The sequence below is a fragment of the Burkholderia cepacia genome (genome assembly GCF_029962485.1).
Taxonomy (GTDB): domain Bacteria; phylum Pseudomonadota; class Gammaproteobacteria; order Burkholderiales; family Burkholderiaceae; genus Burkholderia.
Window position 1 is genome coordinate 1,322,873 of the sequence record NZ_CP073638.1, and the last position, 17,572, is coordinate 1,340,444.

The window sequence follows — 17,572 nt, forward strand, 5'->3', positions numbered from 1 at the left end:
TCACCATCCATCGTTTCTACCAGGACAACGCCATGAGCCAAACTCGTAAAAAGGCCATCATCACCGGGATTTCGGGGCAAGACGGTGCGTACCTGACCAAGCTGCTGCTCGACAAGGGCTACGAGGTCACCGGCACCTACCGCCGCACCAGCTCGGTGAATTTCTGGCGCATCGCCGAGCTCGGCGTCGACACGCACCCGAACCTCACGCTCGTCGAACACGACCTGACCGACGCCGGCTCGAGCCTGCGCCTGCTCGAACGCACGCAGGCCGACGAGTTGTACAACCTCGCCGCGCAAAGCTTCGTCGGCGTATCGTTCGACCAGCCGGCGACGACCGCCGAAGTGACCGGCATCGGCCCGCTGAACCTGCTCGAGGCGATCCGTGTCGTGAGCCCGAAGACGCGCTTCTACCAGGCATCGACGTCGGAGATGTTCGGCAAGGTGCAGGCGATTCCGCAAACCGAAACGACCGCGTTCTATCCGCGCAGCCCGTACGGCGTCGCGAAGCTGTACGCGCACTGGATGACCGTGAACTACCGCGAGTCGTACGGCCTGTTCGGCAGCAGCGGCATCCTGTTCAACCATGAGTCGCCGCTGCGCGGCCGCGAGTTCGTCACGCGCAAGATCACCGACACGATCGCGAAGATCAAGCTCGGCAAGGCGACGCGCCTCGAGCTCGGCAACCTCGATGCGAAGCGCGACTGGGGCTTTGCACTCGAATACGTCGAAGGCATGTGGCGCATGCTGCAGGCCGACGAGCCCGACACCTACGTGCTGGCGACCAACCGTACCGAGACCGTGCGCGACTTCGTTCGGATGGCGTTCGCGGCGGCCGGCTACCAGATCGAATGGACCGGCAAGGGCGAGCAGGAACGCGGCCTCGACGCGGCGACCGGCAACGTGCTCGTCCAGGTGAACCCGAAGTTCTACCGCCCTGCCGAGGTCGACCTGCTGATCGGCTGCGCGGACAAGGCTAAAGCCAAACTTGGCTGGGTACCGGAGACGACGCTCGAACAACTTTGCCAGATGATGGTCGAAGCGGATTTGACGCGGAATCAACACCATGACACGTTCTGAAACCGGACGCCCGTCGCGCCGTGCGTTCGTCACGGGCCTGACGGGCTTCACGGGCCGCTACATGGCCGAACGCCTGCAGGCGGCCGGCTATGAAGTCTGGGGCACGGTCGCGCCCGGCGTGCCGCGCCCCGACGATCCGGCGTTCGCACACTGCACGCTGCTGCCCGTCGACCTGCTGGACGCCGATGCCATGCGCGCAGCCGCGGCCGACGCACGGCCCGATGCGGTCGTGCATCTCGCCGCGCGCGCCCATGTCGCACAGGATGAGCCGTCGCAAACCTACGCGGTCAACATCGTCGGCACGCGCAACCTGCTGGCCGCGCTCGCGGGCCTCGACCACCGCCCTGCGGCGGTGCTGATGGCAAGCAGTGCGAACATCTACGGCAATTCGACGGCCGGTGTGCTCGACGAAACCGTCGCGCCAGCCCCGGCAAACGACTACGCGGTCAGCAAGCTCGCGATGGAATACGCGGCGAAGCTGTGGGCCGACCGGCTGCCGATCGTGATCGCGCGGCCGTTCAACTACACGGGTGTCGGCCAGAGCGACGCGTACCTGCTGCCGAAGCTCGTCGCGCACTACGCGCGCAACGCGCCGCGGATCTCGCTCGGCAACCTGGACGTGAGCCGCGATTTCTCCGACGTGCGCGACGTGACGGCCGCCTATCTGAAGCTGGTCGAAGCCGCGCCGGCCGGCGAGACGTTCAACGTGTGCTCGGAGCGCGCGTATTCGCTGAAGGAAGTGCTGGCGATGCTGTCGCGCATCGCCGGCTACGTGATCGACGTGACGATCGATCCGCGTTTCGTGCGGCACAACGAGGTGAAGCGCCTCTCCGGGTCGCGCGACAAGCTGCGGCGCGCGGTGGGCGAGCTGCCCGTCACGCCGCTCGACGAAACGCTGCGATGGATGGTCGATGCGATGCGCAACGACACGCACGCTGACTGACGTCGCACCGGCCACGCCGCGCGACTTCATCGACACGAAAAAGAAGGGCCGTTCGCGCAAGCGAACGGCCCTTCTTCCATCTTCACGTCAAATCACGTCACGACATGCGTGACATGCCGCGCTCAGCCTTCCAGCCCGCGCGCGAGGTCCTTGCGCAGGTCGCCCGCATCCTCCAGGCCGACCGACAAGCGGATCAGCCCTTCGGTGATCCCTGCTGCCGCGCGCGCTTCCGGCGTGATGCGGCCGTGCGTGGTGGTCGCCGGATGCGTAATGGTCGTACGCGTGTCGCCGAGGTTGCCGGTGATCGAGATCAGCGTCGTGTTGTCGATCACGCGCCATGCATTCGCGCGCTGCTGTTCGGGCGTGTCGCCCTTCAGCTCGAACGACAGGATCGCCCCGCCCGCCTTCTGCTGACGCTTCGCGAGTTCGTGCTGCGGGTGCGATTCGAGCCCCGGATGAAACACGCGCGCGACGGCCGGATGCGAATCGAGCCAGCGCGCGATCTCCAGCGCGTTCGCCGATTGCTTTTCGACGCGCAGCGACAGCGTCTCCATTCCCTTCAGCAGCACCCATGCGTTGAACGCCGACAGCGTCGGGCCCGCGCTGCGCACGAACGGGAACACCTTGCCCATGATGAATTCCTTCGAGCCGACCAGCGCGCCGCCGAGCACGCGGCCCTGGCCGTCGAGGAATTTCGTCGCCGAGTGCATCACGACATCCGCGCCGAGCTTCAGCGGCTGCTGCAGCACCGGGCTGCAGAAACAGTTGTCGACGACGAACAGCGCGTTCGCGGCCTTCGCGATCTTGCCGATCGCCTCGATGTCGGCGAGTTCGGTCAGCGGGTTCGACGGCGTCTCGAGGAAGAACATCTTCGTTTCCGGCCGCACGGCTTCCTGCCATGCGTTCAGGTCGGTCGGGTCGACGAAGGTCGTCGTGATCCCGAACTTGCTGAAGATCTGCGAGAACATCCCGAGCGTCGAGCCGAACAGGCTGCGCGAGCTGACGAGGTGGTCGCCGGCCTGCAGCGCGGACATCACGACCGACATGATCGCGGCCATCCCCGACGCCGTCGCGATGCATGCCTCGCCGCCCTCGAGCGCCGCGAGACGCTCCTGGAACATGGTGACGGTCGGGTTCGTGAAGCGCGAATAGGTGAAGTAGTCTTCCGAATTCGCGAAGCGCTCGGCCGCGTCGGCCGCGCTCTGGAAGCAGAAGCTCGACGTGAGGAACAGCGCTTCCGAGTGTTCGTTGAAGTCGCTGCGCAGCGTGCCTGCGCGCACGGCAAGCGTGTCGAAGTTGAGGGAGTCGTCCATGTTCCGTTTTCCGTATCCGATGGCCACGCGCGACGCGCAGGCCAGATCAAAACCAGGCCAAAAAAACAAAAAGCCCGCTATGCGTCTGCATCAGCGGGCTTAGGTGCGGTACGACAGCGATCGACTCGGGCCGGTTGCCACCGGCCTTCGCTTTAGCTGTTTTGGGAAGTCGCCCCGCGTCCGCAAGCTGATATCAAATCGACGCAAGGCCACATCCTATCACGCCTCGCCGGAAGCGTGCGCCGGTGTCACTCGACCGACAGCTGCAGGTTCATCTGCGAACGCTCGGTGTCGCCGGCCGTATCGCGATCGGCCTGCGACGCCGGCGCGAGACGCGCGCGCTCGATCGTATCGAGATACTCGGGCGTCACGTCACCGGTGATGTAGTTGCCGTCGAAACACGATGCCTCGAAACCTTCGAGCTTCGGATTGATGTCACGCACCGCGCGGCGCAGGTCGTCGACGTCCTGGTAGATCAGGTGGTCGGCGCCGATCATCTTCGCGACTTCTTCGTCGGTGCGGCCGTGTGCGACGAGCTCGCCGCGCGTCGGCATGTCGATACCGTACACGTTCGGGAACTTCACGGGCGGCGCCGCCGACGCGAAGATCACCGACTTCGCGCCCGCATCGCGCGCCATCTGCACGATTTCATGCGAGGTCGTGCCGCGCACGATCGAGTCGTCGACGATCAGCACGTTCTTGTCCTTGAACTCGATGCTCATCGCATTGAGCTTCTGGCGCACCGACTTCTTGCGCACGGCCTGCCCCGGCATGATGAACGTACGGCCGACGTAGCGGTTCTTGAAGAAGCCCTCGCGATACTCAACACCGAGCTTCGCGGCGACCTGCATCGCGGCCGGGCGCGACGAATCGGGAATCGGCATCACGACGTCGATCGGCACGTTCGGCAGTTCGCGCTTGATCTTCTCGGCGAGATAGTCGCCCATGCGCAGGCGCACGTTGTAGACCGGCACGCCGTCGAGGCACGAATCCGGACGCGCGAGGTACACGTATTCGAACATGCACGGATTCAGCGTCGGCTGCTCCGCGCACTGCTGGCTGTGGAAGTTGCCGGCCGGATCGATGAAGATCGCTTCACCCGGCTGCACGTCGCGCACGAATTCGAAACCGATGCCTTCGACGGCCACCGACTCCGACGCGACCATCCACTCGGTGCCGTGTTCCGTTTCGAGCTTGCCGATGCACAGCGGGCGGATGCCGAACGGATCGCGGAACGCGAGCAGGCCGTAGCCGGCGATCAGCGACACGATCGCATACGAACCTTGCAGGCGGCGATGCACGCCGGAGACCGCCTTGAACACCGAGGCCGGGTCGAGCTCGAGGCCCGTGGTCGACAGTTGCAGCTCGTGCGCAAACACGTTGAGCAGCACTTCGCTGTCGGAATTGGTGTTGATGTGCCGGCGATCGATCCGGAACATCTCGTCCTTCAGTTGCTGCCAGTTCGTCAGGTTGCCGTTGTGTGCAAGGATGATCCCGAACGGCGCGTTCACGTAGAACGGTTGCGCTTCGGCCTCGCTCGACGCCGAACCGGCCGTCGGGTAACGCACCTGGCCGATGCCGTAGGTGCCGGGCAGGCTGCGCATGTTGCGCGTGCGGAACACGTCGCGCACCATGCCGTTCGCCTTGTACATGTGGAAATTGCTGCCGTCCACCGTCGCGATGCCCGCCGCGTCCTGACCGCGATGCTGCAGGAGCAGCAGGCTGTCATAGATCAGCTGATTGACCGGGGATTGGGAGATAACGCCTACGATGCCGCACATGGCATGTCCTTCAGAATGACAAAATCGGTTCCGTCCTGCCCGGCCGCGTCGTCACACGCGTACGTACTGGGCCATGCCGTCGGGCAGGAGCTGCTTCAGCTCGTGCACGCCCTGTTCGGCGAAAGGACGCAATAGCGCATTGCGCCAGAAATCCTGTTTGGGCAGTTCGGTCAGCCCGGCCGCCGCGACCAGCAGCACCACCAGCACACAGCCGCGGACGAGCCCGAACATCATGCCCAGCGAGCGGTCGACGCCGCCCAGGCCACTCGCCTGCGCGATCCGCGACAGCAGCGCGTTGGCGACACCGGCGACCAGCACGACGCCGATCACGAGCAGCGCGAAGGCGATCACCCATTGCGTCAGCGCGCCGCCCGGCCAGTTCGCCGGAATGTACGGCACGACCAGCCCGACGTAGCGGCCCGCGATCACGATCGCCGCAATCCAGCCGATCAGCCCGAATATCTCCGACACGAAGCCGCGCCACGCACCGCGCAGCGCCGACAACACGATCACCGCCAATACAGCGTAGTCGAAAGCCGTCAGCATCGTGCGTTATTGCGTCAGACCGGCTTCGCGCACCTTCGCGATCGCGGCGGAGGCCGCCGAGCGATCCGCGAACGGGCCCGCACGCAACAGTGTAGCCGTGCTGCCATCCGACTGCTTGCGATGCTCGACATATGCGGGCACGCCCGCCGATTTCAACTTGGTGGCCCACGAACGGGCCGTCGCGTCGTCCTTGAACGAACCGAGCTGCACCGCGAAGCGCGCACCGGCCGGCGATGCCGGCGACGATGCGTCACCGCTGTCCGGGCTCGCGGCGTCGGCATTCGCGACGGTCGCGGGCGCAGGCTTCGGCGCAGCCGGTTTCGTCACGGGGGCGGCCGGCTTCGGCGGCGTCACGCTCGCCGTGGCCGTCGTATCGGGTTTCGCGGCCGGCTTGGGTGCGGGCGCCGGCACCGGCGCCGGTGCGGCCACAACGGCCGTGTCGGAGGCCGGCGGTTCGTCATGCGCGACGCCCGCCTGCACGTCGGACGCATCGTCATCACGCGGCGCGACCGCCTGGTGCGCGGGCCGGTTCGGGATGTCGATCGCGATATCGTCCGTGACAGGCTTCGGGTGCGAATCGAGCACCATCGGCAGCACGATCACGGCTGCCACAACGAGCGCGATCGCACCGACGAGGCGACGGCGTGCGCGTTGCTTTTCTGGAAGGGTCGGATCGAGGAGCAGCGCGTCCGATTCCGGACGCTCGGTGCGGCGCGAGCGGCGCTCGACGCGTTCAGTGGTGCGCTCCGTGCGCACGTTCCGGGAGGTCCCGGTGCGACCGCCGCGCCGCGGGGGCGCGTCGTCGTCTTTTTTGCCGAAGGAGAAAATTCCCATGAATGGCTGAGTCCGAAACTGCCCGTCAGTCAGTGTTGCTGCGATTTACGGTAGGCCAGCACGCCGGCAACCGTATGGAAACTGCCGAAAACCACGATTCTATCATTCTCGGATGCTCTTTTTAGTGCATCGCGAAACGCTTCTGCAGGCGACGCGTAGCGCGTCACGCTGGAATCGGGCCCCTCCTCCACGCCAGCCTTGCGCAGCGCGGCTTCGAGCTGCTCCGCGGAGGCCGCGCGCGGCAGCGGCAGGTCGGTCACGCACCAGTGGTCGATCTCGCCTTTCAGGTGCTGCAGCACGCCATCGATGTCCTTGTCGTGCATCGCGCCGAACACCGCATACGTGTACGGGAAAAAGCCCATGTTGCCGAGGTTCTGCTCGAGCACGGCCGATGCATGCGGGTTGTGCGCGACGTCGAGCACGATCGCCGGCTTGCCGGGCAGCACCTGGAAACGCCCCGGCAGCTCGACGTTGGCGAGCCCGAGCCGGATGTCCTGCGCGGACACCGGCAGCACCGGGCGCAGCGCCTCGAGCGCGGCGAGCGCGGCCGATGCATTGATCAGCTGATTCGCACCGCGCAGCGCCGGATACGCGAGTGCCGGATAGCGCTTCTCGCGGCCGAGGTAGCTCCACTGCTGGCGCTCCGAGCCTGCCTGCGCTTCGTAGCGGAAATCGCGGCCGACGAGCCACAGGTCGGCGCCGATCGCTTCTGCGTGGTCGATCAGCGTTTGCGGCACGGCCGGATCGCCGCAGATCGCCGGCGTGCCCGCGCGGAAGATCCCGGCCTTCTCGAACGCGATCTTCTCGCGCGTGTCGCCGAGATATTCGGTGTGGTCGATGTCGATGCTCGTGACGATCGCGCAATCGGTATCGATGATGTTGACCGCGTCGAGCCGGCCGCCGAGGCCGACTTCGAGGATCACCGCGTCGAGCCCGCGCGACGCGAACAGGTGCAGGATCGCGAGCGTCGTGAATTCGAAATACGTGAGCGACACGGGCTCGGGCAGCGACGTGCGCGCGGCTTCGACGGCCTCGAAGTGCGGCAGCAGCTCAGCGTCGGTGACGTTCTGCCCGTTCACGCGTGCGCGCTCGTTGAATTCGAGCAGGTGCGGCGACGTATGGCAGCCGACCTTGTAGCCCGCGCGCACGAGGATCGTCTCGAGGAACGCGCAGGTCGAGCCCTTGCCGTTCGTACCGCCGACCGTGATGACGGGGCAGGCGAATTCGAGCTGCAGCGCCGCCTTGACCTGCCCGATACGGGTCAGGCCCATGTCGATGCCGACCGGGTGCGCGCGTTCGAGATGCGAAAGCCACGCGTCGAGAGTGGGAAAAGTGCTCATCGGATCAAATCTGGATCGGTACCGCCACTACGCCAAAAAACGAAGCGCGCCGCCTGACGCTGAAGCCAGGCGACGCGCAGAGTTCACACCTTGCGCCGGTCAAGCCAGCGCGTCGGCCGGCTGTCGCTGCAGCAGCGCGAGCAGTTGCGCAATCTCGTCGCGCAGCTTGCGACGGTCGACGATCATGTCGATCGCGCCCGTCTTCAGCAGGAATTCGGCGCGCTGGAAGCCTTCCGGCAGCTTCTCGCGGACCGTCTGCTCGATCACCCGCGGGCCGGCAAAGCCGATCAGCGCCTTCGGCTCGGCGATCACGACGTCGCCGAGGAACGCAAAGCTCGCCGACACGCCGCCCATCGTCGGGTCGGTCAGCACCGAAATGAACGGCAGCTTCGCTTCGGCCAGCTTGGTCAGCATCGCGGTGGTTTTCGCCATCTGCATCAGCGACAGCAGGCTTTCCTGCATCCGTGCGCCACCCGACGCCGTGAAGCAGATGAACGGCACGTGCTGTTCCAGCGCGTTCTGCGCGCCGCGCGCGAAGCGCTCGCCGACGACCGAACCCATCGAGCCGCCCATGAACGAGAACTCGAAGCAGGCCGCGACGACGGGCAGCGTGTGGATCGCCCCGCCCATCACGACCATCGCGTCGGTCTCGCCCGTCTCGTCCATCGCTTCCTTCAGACGATCGGGGTACTTGCGGCTGTCCTTGAACTTCAGCGTGTCGACCGGCACGATTTCCTGGCCGATTTCATAGCGGCCTTCCGGATCGAGCAGCCCGTCGAGGCGTTCACGCGCGCCGATGCGCATGTGGTGATCGCACTTCGGGCACACGTGCAGGTTCGCGTCCACGTCGTTGCGGTACAGCACGGCCTCGCAGGACGGGCACTTGACCCACAGGCCTTCCGGAATGCCCTTGCGGCTTTTCGGGTCGGTCTGCTTGATCTTCGGCGGCAACAGTTTGTCGAGCCAGCTCATCGTATGGTTTCCTGTTCCGTGGCGGGCCGGGCCGCATGGCCCGTTCCCGCTTCCTGTGTTGTGTTTATCGCGCCGTCTTGCCCGCGCCGTCCAGGGCGGCACGCAGCTCGGCGATGAAAGCCTTCAGCGTGGCGGCGGCAGCGTCCGGCGCAGCGCTTTCGAGCAGCTGCACGAGGCGGCTGCCGATCACGACGGCGTCCGACACTTCGGCCACCGCGCGCGCCGTTTCGGCGTCGCGGATACCGAAGCCGACGCCCACCGGAACCGGCACGCGCGACTTGATGGCCGGGATTTTACCCGCAATGCTCGAAACATCCAGATTTCCCGCGCCGGTCACGCCCTTGAGCGACACGTAATACACGTAGCCGCTCGCGATCTTGCCGACGTCGGCGATGCGTTCGTCGGTCGACGTGGGCGCGAGCAGGAAGATCGGATCGATCTGCGCGGCGCGCATCTTTTCGGCGAATACACCCGCCTCTTCCGGCGGATAGTCGACGACCAGCACGCCGTCGACACCGGCCGCCTGCGCCTCGGCCGCGAACGCGTCGACGCCCATCCGTTCGATCGGGTTCGCATAGCCCATCAGCACGACGGGGGTCTTGGGGTCGGTTTCGCGAAAGCGCTTCACGTCGGCGAGCACGCTCTTCAACGTGACGCCGCGCGCGAGCGCGCGTTCCGACGAGCGCTGGATCACGGGGCCGTCGGCCATCGGGTCCGAGAACGGCACGCCGAGTTCGATCACGTCCGCGCCGCCTGCGGCGAGCGCGTGCATGAATTCGACGGTTTTCGCGGGATCGGGGTCGCCGGCCGTGATGAACGGGATCAGGCCCTTACGGCCTTGTTCGGCGAGTGCGGCGAAGGTTTGCTGAATACGGGACATGGCAATTTTCCTCAATGCTTCGGCGACGCGGCTGCGCGATTCACGCGCACGCCGGCGCAGCGAGCGCGTTCACGCGCTCGTGCGCGATCGCACAATAGCTTTCGTTGATCTCGTAGCCGACGAAGTCGCGCCCCTGCCGTGCGCAGGCCACCGCGGTCGTGCCGCTGCCCATGAACGGATCGAGCACGCGGCCGCCCGGCGGGCAGCTTGCGAGCACCATCCGCTCGATGATTTCCAGCGGCTTCTGGGTCGGATGATCGACGCGCTCCGCGTGCTGCCGGTGCAGGCGCGAGACCGACCAGACGTCCTTCGGGTTGTAGCCCATCTCCAGCCACTTGCTGCCTTCGAACAGCTTGCGCGAGCGGGCCTTCTTCGTATCGGCGTCGTACGGGATGCGGACCGGATCGAGATCGAAGTAATACGCCTTGGAAACCGCGAAAAAGCCGATGTTGTCGTGCACCGACGTGAAACGGCGCGTCGTGCCGCCCATGCTCGGCACGCGCCGGTCCCAGATGATCTCGTTGACCATCGTGAGCTGCGTCTTCAGGAAGCTGAAGATTTCCGGCGCGTACTGCCATGTGCAGAAGATGTACATCGACCCGCTCGGCTTCAGCTTCGGAATCGCGAGCTCGAGCCACTCGCGCGTCCACGCGAGGAAATCGTCGCCCGAACGCTTGTCCGAGTCGTTGCCGTAGTCCTTGCCGAGCCCGTACGGCGGATCGGCGACGATCAGGTCGATCGACGCATCCGGCAGGTGCACGGCATCGGTCAGGAAATCGCGGTTATGCAGTTCGATACCGGACGGCAGCGCGCGCGGCACCGCGGCGGCGGGCTGAACCGCCTCCGCCTCGCTCGCGGCCCCGCCGCCCGGCTCTTCGATCAGATCACGCATCGGTCGGGGTCAGAGGTCGATGCCCGATCGCTCGGCGACCGTGTGCATGTCCTTGTCGCCGCGGCCCGACAGGTTGACGAGCAGGATCTTGTCCTTCGGCAACGTCGGCGCGAGCTTCACGCCGTACGCGATCGCGTGGCTCGACTCGAGCGCGGGAATGATCCCCTCGATCCGGCAGCAATCGTGGAAGGCCTTCAGCGCCTCGTCGTCGGTGATCGGCACGTACTGCGCGCGGCCGCTGTCCTTCAGCCAGGCGTGTTCGGGGCCGACGCCCGGATAGTCGAGGCCGGCCGATACCGAATGCGTCTCGATGATCTGGCCGTTGTCGTCCTGCAGCAGGTACGTGCGGTTGCCGTGCAGCACGCCCGGGCTGCCGGCGATCAGCGATGCCGCGTGATGGCCGGTGTCGAGGCCGTCGCCGGCCGCTTCGACGCCGATCAGCTGCACCGATTTATCGTCGATGTACGGATAGAAGATACCCATCGCATTCGAACCGCCGCCGACGCAGGCGATCACCGCGTCGGGCTGACGGCCCGCGAGTTCGGGCATCTGCACCTTGCACTCGTCGCCGATCACGCGCTGGAAGTCGCGCACCATCATCGGGTACGGGTGCGGACCCGCGACCGTGCCGATGATGTAGAACGTGCTCTCGATGTTCGTGACCCAGTCGCGCATCGCTTCGTTCAGCGCGTCCTTCAGCGTGCGCGAGCCCGATTCGACCGGCACGACCGTCGCGCCGAGCAGCTTCATCCGGTACACGTTCGCGGCCTGCCGGCGCACATCCTCGGCACCCATGTAGACGATGCACTCCATGCCGAAGCGCGCGCAGATCGTCGCGGTCGCCACGCCGTGCTGGCCGGCGCCGGTTTCCGCGATCACGCGCTTCTTGCCCATGCGCTTCGCGAGCAGCGCCTGGCCGATCACGTTGTTGATCTTGTGCGCGCCCGTGTGGTTCAGATCCTCGCGCTTCAGGTAGATCTGCGCGCCGCCGAGCATCTCGCTCCAGCGCTGCGCGTGGTAGATCGGCGACGGACGGCCGACGAAATACTTCAGTTCGCGCTCGTATTCAGCGACGAAATCGGGATCGGTCCGGAATTTTTCATACGCCGCGCGCAGTTCGTCCAGCGCGTGAATCAGCGTCTCGGCGACGAACACGCCGCCATACGGGCCGAAGTGGCCGCGATCATCAGGAAGGTTGTACATGGTGTCTCTCTTGATCGGTCGGTGCGCCCCGCTTTCGGGGCCGCACCGCTTGCATCACCGGGCGTCCGCTTCGCGCACCGCGCGTACGAACGCCGCCATCCGGGCGTGATCCTTCACGCCCTTTGCGCCCTCCACTTCGATGCCACTTGAGACATCGACAGCAAACGGACGCAACTGGCGGATCGCATCACCGACGTTTTGCGCGCTCAAGCCACCACTCAAAACGGCCCGATGCGCGAGCTCTGCGGGAATAAGAGACCAATCGAAGACCTTGCCGCTACCGCCGTAATCCGGCACCAGGGTGTCGAACAGGAGGCCGCGCGCTTTCGAATAATGAAGAGCCGATTCTACCAAATCGGACGGCTGCGTCGAGGGGCCGACGCGCACCGCGCGCAGCCACGGCAGGCGTGCCGCGCGGCCGAGCGCGTCGCACTGCCCGGACGTCTCGTCGCCGTGGAGCTGCAGCATCGTCAGCGGCACGTCGCGCACGACGGCCTCGATCTCGGCTTCGGTCGCATTCACGAACAGCCCGACCACCGACACGAACGGCGGTGCGAGGCTCGCCAGCTCGGCCGCCTGCGCGATGGTCACCGCGCGCGGGCTCTTCGGGTAGAACACGAGGCCGATCGCATCGGCGCCGAGCGCCGCCGCGTGCAGCACGTCCTCGGGGCGCGACAGCCCGCACAGCTTGATGCGCGTGCGCGGCGCCAGGCCGGTGGCGGCGGGAGTCGGGGAAGACACGGCGTGATCCGTCATGATTGAGGGTCCAGATCGGCCCAGACGCTGCTCCACGGCACGCTGCCGAGCTGCGCGGGCGGGACGGCGAATTCCGCCGGGTAGCCGACGTGGGCGAGGTACAGCCCGTCGGCCATGAACGTGGGCGCCGCGAGATTGCGGTCGCGCCCGGCCAGCACGTCGGCAAGCCAGTCGGCCGGATAACGGCCGCGCCCGACCGCGACGAGGCAGCCCATCAGGTTGCGCACCATGTGATGCAGGAACGCGTTCGCACGGAAGCGGAAATGGATGAAATGCCCCGCGCGCCGCACGTCGATCTGATACAGGTGTTTGACCGGCGTCTTCGACTGGCATTCCGACGACCGGAACGACGAGAAATCGTGCTCGCCGATCAGGTGCGCGGCGGCGGCGCGCATCGCGTCGTCGTCGAGCGGCGTGTGGATCCAGCCTGCGCGCCCGGCCAGCATCGGCGACCGTACGGGATGCACGTACAGCGCGTAGTAATAGGTGCGCTCGAACGCGGAGAACCGCGCGTGGAACGTGTCCGGCATCGGCTTCGCCCATTGCACCGACACGGTCGACGGCAGGAACGCGTTGGTGCCGCGCACCCACGAGAACACCTCGCGATCGAGATCGGTGTCGAAGTGCACGACCTGCCCGAGCCCGTGCACGCCCGCGTCGGTCCGGCCGGCGACCGTCGTATGCAGCGGCACCCGCGCGAACTCGGCCAGCGCGTGCTCGAGCCGGTCCTGCACGGTTTTGCCGTGCGGCTGCGCCTGCCAGCCGCAGAACGCCGCGCCGTCGTACTGGACGCCCAGTGCGATCCGCATCACGCCTCGTCCGCCAGCTTCGCGAGCAGCGCGCGCGCATCGTCGCGCGTCGCGGTGTCGTTCGCGTCGACCACTTCCTGCAGCAGCGTCCGTGCGCCGGACAGGTCGCCCAGTTCGACGTACTCCGATGCGAGATCGAGCTTGTTGCGCGCGATCCGGGCGAGTTCGTCCGCCGTCAGCGCGGGCAGCGTGGCGCCCGGCGCGGACGGCAGGTCGAGATCGAAATCGAGCTTGAGCGCGCCGAACTGCGCGCCGCCGAGCGACGGGAGCGACGACAGCGCAGGCGCGCTGCCCGCGTGGCCGGCGGGCGTCGCAGCATCCGGATCCCAATCGTACTCGTCGTCCTGGTCGGCCGGATGTTCGTGGGCCGGATGGTTCGCGCCAATCGGCGGGTGCGATGCGGCTTGACCGTTAGTTGCGAATATATCGGCATCGGACTGCCCTGCCCGCGCTGACAGCTCGTCCGGTGTCAGCGGCGCGCCGCCCGACGTCCGCGGCGGCAACGGCATGTCGAGGCTGCTGAGCGCGCTGATTGCGTTCTGCATCAGCGTCGCGTGTTGCGCGTCGGTCGTCGAAGGCGCGGCAGGCGTGTCGGCCGGCTTGGCGGCGGCCTTTTCTGCCGGTTCTGCATCGTGCGGAACTGGAACCGGTGCTGCGTCGCTCGCGAGCGGCACTGCCGCTTGCGCGGCCGGCAATTCGGGATGCTCGTCATGCGGCTTTGCGACTTCCGGCGTCGACGCCGCGTCAGCGGCAGTCGGCTCGACCGTTTCGGCCGCAGCAGCCGTCGCCGCAGCGAGGTACTGATCGGACGCCGCGTCGCGCGCGACCGGCATCTCGGGCAGGATCGGCAGCTCGCGGTCGATCGACGGCGCGGCTTCGGCTTCCGGCGTCACGGCAGCACCTGCCGCGGTTGCCGCCACACCCGCATCGCCCGCTCCGCGGCCCTTCCGGCGCTTGCGCCACGCAAAACCGGCCGCGAGCACGATCACGGCTGCGCCGGCCACGGCGGCAGGACGCCAGTCCATTTGCCCGGTACGGCGCACCGGCGTCGCGACAGGTGCAACCGGTTGAGCAGGCACCGATGCCGGTTGCGCCGCACTGGCAGCGACGCCGGACGCCGCTTCGCTTGCTGTCGACGCGGCCGCCGACGCACCGGCGTCGTTCGTGGCCGGACGCGGCGCGGCGGGTGCCGGCGCGGGCACCGGTGCGACGTCGTTCGTCGTGCCCGGCTTGCCGATGCCGTGCTTCTGCAACTCCATCAGCACGCGGTTCTTCAGCGCCAGCAACTGCTGCAGGCTCGACGGTCGCGGCTGCGACGCGCCCGTGGCGGGCGCCGCACCAGCCGGTTCATGCGAACCCGAAACCTGGCTGCCCGGCACCGACTGGACCGCGGCCTCGCTCGCGAACGACGGCGCCGACTGGATCGCCCCGCTCCACACATGCGGGCCGCTTGCACCTGCAACAGGTGCCGCCGGCTGCAAGCTGTCGGCCGCCGACGCACCGTGCGCCGCCGAAGCACCGACCGAAGCCGACGCCCCCGCTGCCGTCACAACGCTCGCGCCGCTCACCGGAGCCGCATGGACGGCCGGTGTGACCGGTGCCGACTGCACGGCCGACCCCGGATGCGGCGCGGACGCGCCATGCTGCGCTTCCGCGGCGCTGCCGGATGCAGCGGCAGGCGCGGACGCGGACGCCGTACCCGATGCAGCGGCGGCACCGGCCGGCACGAGTGCCGCGCCAGTTGCGTCGAGCGCGGGCACGGTCAGCGTCGCGCCGACTTTCAGGCGGCTCGCGTCGCGCTTCATGAACGCCTGCGGATTGGCGTCGAACAGCGCGCGGCCGGCACGCGCGAGCACGCCGGGATCGTGCGATTGCGTGGCGGCTTTCGCGATGTCGTTCAGCGACTGGCCCGGCTGGACCGTCACGGTGAGCGGTGCTGCGGCGCCGGCAGCGGACGCCGGCAGTTCGACGGTGCCGACGGCCCAGGCCGATGCGGCTGCGCCAAGCGCCAGGATCGCCAGCGCGCCACGCACGGCGCGCGACAGACGGGACTGACGCGGAAACAAGGAAATTCGGGACATCGTTGGCTCTATCGCCGCGCGCGGGCGCGGCTCGGATTCGCGGTTGAAGGCGTCAATAAAGTTGCCGCAGAAATGCAAAAGCGTCGCGCGGAACGCGACGCTTTCGGCTGGTCTGTGCGTCGTAACCGCGTAGTTTACTTCACGCGATCGCGTTCGGGCCGAATTCGTCTCCGGCCGGTGCAACCGGGCGCGGGCGCCCGGAGCTCGGAGGGCCGCAGCCTCCCCGGATCCGCACCCGGTGGTCGGTACACCGGATTGATCGAACAAACCTGCCCCCATCGATGGAAGGCATCGCGACATCATCGCTTCCGGAACGAATGGCTCGGCTGTCGCGTACGCCCCGGGCGGCATTGCCTACCGGCGCCTCCGGCGTTGGATCTCGACGACGAAATCACGCACACCGGCTCAACAATTCGCGCGGCCTGCCGTTAATGAATTAGCCGCCGATAATCAAAAAAAATCCCGACGGATGGCCAATCCCACTCAAATTAATTTCAATTGACCGATAAGAAGGCAATTTCCATCTCTTATCGGAGAATTGAACATTTCCCCCAGCAAAGCCATGTCTGACAAGGCTTTCCGCTCTTACCCCACGATCCATTGCTCATACAAAAGCATTCATTTCGACATCAATTCAATTACATTACACAAAATTACACAGACGAAATAATCGCCGTCGATACGATCGCCTTCAAACAGGAATCGGTGCAATTCGACCTTTGCGTTCACCCACGCCGGAAAGGCGGGAGCGCGATCGGCCGGGCTGACGCCGTGCAGTGCCAGAAGTCAGCGCAGTCGCAAGGCTGCATTTACTCACCAGCTCGTTACGGGGATCGAACATGGGCTATCAGCAGGGTTTGAGCGGGTTGACCGGCGCGTCGAGCAATCTCGACGTGATCGGCAACAACATCGCGAACGCAAACACGGTTGGCTTCAAGCAGGGGCGCGCGAACTTCGCCGACATGTACGCGAATTCGGTCGCGACGTCGGCCAACACGCAGATCGGCATCGGCACGCAGCTCGCGTCGGTGCAGCGGAATTTCGGCCAGGGGACGATCAACACGACGAAATCGTCGCTCGACGTCGCGATCAACGGCAACGGCTTCTTCCAGATGTCGAGCAACGGCGTGACCACGTACTCGCGCGACGGCACGTTCCATCGCGACAAGTACGGCGCCATCGTCGACTCGCAAGGCCGCAACCTGATGGGCTACGCGGCCGGCGCGGGCGGCGTGATCAACACCGCGCAGACCGTGGCGCTGCAGGCGCCGACCAACAACATCGCGCCGCGAGCGACGAACACGATTACCGGCCAGTTCAACCTGAACTCGCAGGACAAGGTGCCGACCAAGACGCCGTTCAACGCGAGCGACAGCACGACGTACAACTACAACTCGTCGATCCAGGTCTACGACACGCTCGGCGGCTCGCAGCAGGTCACGATGTATTTCGCGAAGAGCGCGGCCGGTACGTGGCAGGCGTACGCGGGCGTGCAGGGCCAGACGCCGACGAATCTCGGCACCGTCACGTTCGATGCATCGGGCCGGATCAGCTCGACGACGTCGGCCGCGACCGGCCAGCCGACGCCGAGCCTCGGCCAGTTCGCGTTTTCGATTCCCAACACGACGGGCGGCGCCAACCCGCAGAACCTGACGCTCGACCTGGGCGGCACGACGCAGTACGGCGGCAAGGACGGCGTAACCAATCTCGCGCAGGACGGCTTCGCGAGCGGCACGCTGACGACGTTCTCGATCGGCACCGACGGCAAGCTGACCGGCAACTACTCGAACGGCCAGAGCGCGGTGCTCGGCCTGATCGCGCTCGCGAATTTCAACAACCCGAACGGGCTCGTGAACGTCGGCGGGAACCAGTATGTCGAAACCGCCGCGTCGGGCGTGCCGCAAGTCTCCGCGCCGGGCAGCACGAACCACGGCACGCTGCAGGGCAGCGCACTGGAGAACTCGAACGTCGACCTGACAACCGAGCTCGTCAACCTGATCACCGCGCAGCGCAATTACCAGGCGAACGCGCAGACGATCAAGACACAGCAAGCCGTCGACCAGACGCTGCTGAGCATGCGCTGATCCGCATATGAAAAACGCGCCGCGCCAGCCCTGAACCCAGGGCCGACGCGGCGCGTCTT

At 66.6% G+C, this 17,572-nt stretch carries 15 protein-coding genes; 3 read left to right on the forward strand and 12 right to left on the reverse strand.

What is annotated here, in order from left to right; translation table 11 throughout:
- The first annotated feature begins 32 nt into the window (after positions 1-32).
- Entirely contained in the window at positions 33-1,079 is a 1,047-nt protein-coding gene (gene gmd / locus KEC55_RS22235) for a GDP-mannose 4,6-dehydratase (RefSeq protein WP_282510812.1), read from the forward strand.
- Complete coding sequence (locus KEC55_RS22240; RefSeq protein WP_282510814.1) at positions 1,066-2,022, forward strand: NAD-dependent epimerase/dehydratase family protein; 957 nt, start codon at positions 1,066-1,068, stop codon at positions 2,020-2,022. The genes gmd and KEC55_RS22240 overlap by 14 nt, the downstream gene beginning before the upstream one ends.
- Before the next feature lie 122 nt (positions 2,023-2,144).
- On the opposite strand, the gene KEC55_RS22245 is transcribed toward KEC55_RS22240, so the two are convergent.
- From KEC55_RS22245 to KEC55_RS22300, 12 genes are all read right to left on the reverse strand, one after another.
- The gene (locus KEC55_RS22245) at positions 2,145-3,335 is read right to left on the reverse strand and encodes an O-succinylhomoserine sulfhydrylase (protein WP_282510815.1); all 1,191 of its coding nucleotides are present in this window, start codon (positions 3,333-3,335) and stop codon (positions 2,145-2,147) included.
- Positions 3,336-3,583: 248 nt separating this feature from the next.
- A complete protein-coding gene (gene purF / locus KEC55_RS22250) occupies positions 3,584-5,116 on the reverse strand; it encodes an amidophosphoribosyltransferase (RefSeq protein ID WP_282510816.1) in 1,533 nt (510 codons plus the stop codon).
- 51 nt (positions 5,117-5,167) lie between these two features.
- Positions 5,168-5,662 (reverse strand): CvpA family protein, encoded by a 495-nt coding sequence (locus KEC55_RS22255; protein WP_027782633.1) that lies wholly within the window; start codon positions 5,660-5,662, stop codon positions 5,168-5,170.
- A gap of 6 nt (positions 5,663-5,668) precedes the next feature.
- The gene (locus KEC55_RS22260; RefSeq protein WP_282510818.1) at positions 5,669-6,496 is read right to left on the reverse strand and encodes an SPOR domain-containing protein; all 828 of its coding nucleotides are present in this window, start codon (positions 6,494-6,496) and stop codon (positions 5,669-5,671) included.
- A gap of 29 nt (positions 6,497-6,525) precedes the next feature.
- A complete protein-coding gene (folC, locus tag KEC55_RS22265; RefSeq protein ID WP_282510819.1) occupies positions 6,526-7,836 on the reverse strand; it encodes a bifunctional tetrahydrofolate synthase/dihydrofolate synthase in 1,311 nt (436 codons plus the stop codon).
- A gap of 99 nt (positions 7,837-7,935) precedes the next feature.
- Positions 7,936-8,808: an acetyl-CoA carboxylase, carboxyltransferase subunit beta gene (gene accD, locus KEC55_RS22270; RefSeq protein WP_176045916.1), complete on the reverse strand. Its 873-nt coding sequence runs from the start codon at positions 8,806-8,808 to the stop codon at positions 7,936-7,938.
- A gap of 64 nt (positions 8,809-8,872) precedes the next feature.
- Entirely contained in the window at positions 8,873-9,688 is an 816-nt protein-coding gene (gene trpA, locus KEC55_RS22275; protein ID WP_282510823.1) for a tryptophan synthase subunit alpha, read from the reverse strand.
- 40 nt (positions 9,689-9,728) lie between these two features.
- The gene (locus KEC55_RS22280) at positions 9,729-10,580 is read right to left on the reverse strand and encodes a DNA-methyltransferase (RefSeq protein WP_282510826.1); all 852 of its coding nucleotides are present in this window, start codon (positions 10,578-10,580) and stop codon (positions 9,729-9,731) included.
- 9 nt (positions 10,581-10,589) lie between these two features.
- A complete protein-coding gene (gene trpB, locus KEC55_RS22285; protein WP_282510829.1) occupies positions 10,590-11,783 on the reverse strand; it encodes a tryptophan synthase subunit beta in 1,194 nt (397 codons plus the stop codon).
- Positions 11,784-11,837: 54 nt separating this feature from the next.
- A complete protein-coding gene (locus KEC55_RS22290; RefSeq protein ID WP_282510832.1) occupies positions 11,838-12,539 on the reverse strand; it encodes a phosphoribosylanthranilate isomerase in 702 nt (233 codons plus the stop codon).
- Positions 12,536-13,348 carry a tRNA pseudouridine(38-40) synthase TruA gene (gene truA, locus KEC55_RS22295; RefSeq protein ID WP_282510835.1) on the reverse strand — a complete coding sequence of 271 codons (813 nt, stop codon included), beginning with the start codon at positions 13,346-13,348 and terminating at the stop codon, positions 12,536-12,538. Before truA ends, KEC55_RS22290 begins: the two co-directional genes overlap by 4 nt.
- The gene (locus KEC55_RS22300) at positions 13,348-15,429 is read right to left on the reverse strand and encodes a FimV/HubP family polar landmark protein (protein ID WP_282510838.1); all 2,082 of its coding nucleotides are present in this window, start codon (positions 15,427-15,429) and stop codon (positions 13,348-13,350) included. Before KEC55_RS22300 ends, truA begins: the two co-directional genes overlap by 1 nt.
- Positions 15,430-16,268: 839 nt before the next feature.
- On the opposite strand from KEC55_RS22300, the gene flgE reads away from it, so the two are divergent.
- Positions 16,269-17,513, forward strand: a complete 1,245-nt coding sequence (gene flgE / locus KEC55_RS22305) for a flagellar hook protein FlgE (RefSeq protein ID WP_282510841.1) — start codon at positions 16,269-16,271, stop codon at positions 17,511-17,513.
- Positions 17,514-17,572: the final 59 nt, after the last annotated feature.

What these genes read in the sequence shown, in the direction of transcription:
- KEC55_RS22280 (WP_282510826.1), bottom strand. Translation starts at nt 10,580, where the DNA reads ATGCGTGATCTGATCGAAGAGCCGGGCGGCGGGGCCGCGAGCGAGGCG.
- KEC55_RS22300 (WP_282510838.1), bottom strand. Translation starts at nt 15,429, where the DNA reads ATGTCCCGAATTTCCTTGTTTCCGCGTCAGTCCCGTCTGTCGCGCGCC.
- KEC55_RS22255 (WP_027782633.1), bottom strand. Translation starts at nt 5,662, where the DNA reads ATGCTGACGGCTTTCGACTACGCTGTATTGGCGGTGATCGTGTTGTCG.
- trpB (WP_282510829.1), bottom strand. Translation starts at nt 11,783, where the DNA reads ATGTACAACCTTCCTGATGATCGCGGCCACTTCGGCCCGTATGGCGGC.
- KEC55_RS22290 (WP_282510832.1), bottom strand. Translation starts at nt 12,539, where the DNA reads ATGACGGATCACGCCGTGTCTTCCCCGACTCCCGCCGCCACCGGCCTG.
- KEC55_RS22260 (WP_282510818.1), bottom strand. Translation starts at nt 6,496, where the DNA reads ATGGGAATTTTCTCCTTCGGCAAAAAAGACGACGACGCGCCCCCGCGG.
- KEC55_RS22240 (WP_282510814.1), top strand. Translation starts at nt 1,066, where the DNA reads ATGACACGTTCTGAAACCGGACGCCCGTCGCGCCGTGCGTTCGTCACG.
- folC (WP_282510819.1), bottom strand. Translation starts at nt 7,836, where the DNA reads ATGAGCACTTTTCCCACTCTCGACGCGTGGCTTTCGCATCTCGAACGC.
- accD (WP_176045916.1), bottom strand. Translation starts at nt 8,808, where the DNA reads ATGAGCTGGCTCGACAAACTGTTGCCGCCGAAGATCAAGCAGACCGAC.
- trpA (WP_282510823.1), bottom strand. Translation starts at nt 9,688, where the DNA reads ATGTCCCGTATTCAGCAAACCTTCGCCGCACTCGCCGAACAAGGCCGT.
- gmd (WP_282510812.1), top strand. Translation starts at nt 33, where the DNA reads ATGAGCCAAACTCGTAAAAAGGCCATCATCACCGGGATTTCGGGGCAA.
- purF (WP_282510816.1), bottom strand. Translation starts at nt 5,116, where the DNA reads ATGTGCGGCATCGTAGGCGTTATCTCCCAATCCCCGGTCAATCAGCTG.
- KEC55_RS22245 (WP_282510815.1), bottom strand. Translation starts at nt 3,335, where the DNA reads ATGGACGACTCCCTCAACTTCGACACGCTTGCCGTGCGCGCAGGCACG.
- truA (WP_282510835.1), bottom strand. Translation starts at nt 13,348, where the DNA reads ATGCGGATCGCACTGGGCGTCCAGTACGACGGCGCGGCGTTCTGCGGC.
- flgE (WP_282510841.1), top strand. Translation starts at nt 16,269, where the DNA reads ATGGGCTATCAGCAGGGTTTGAGCGGGTTGACCGGCGCGTCGAGCAAT.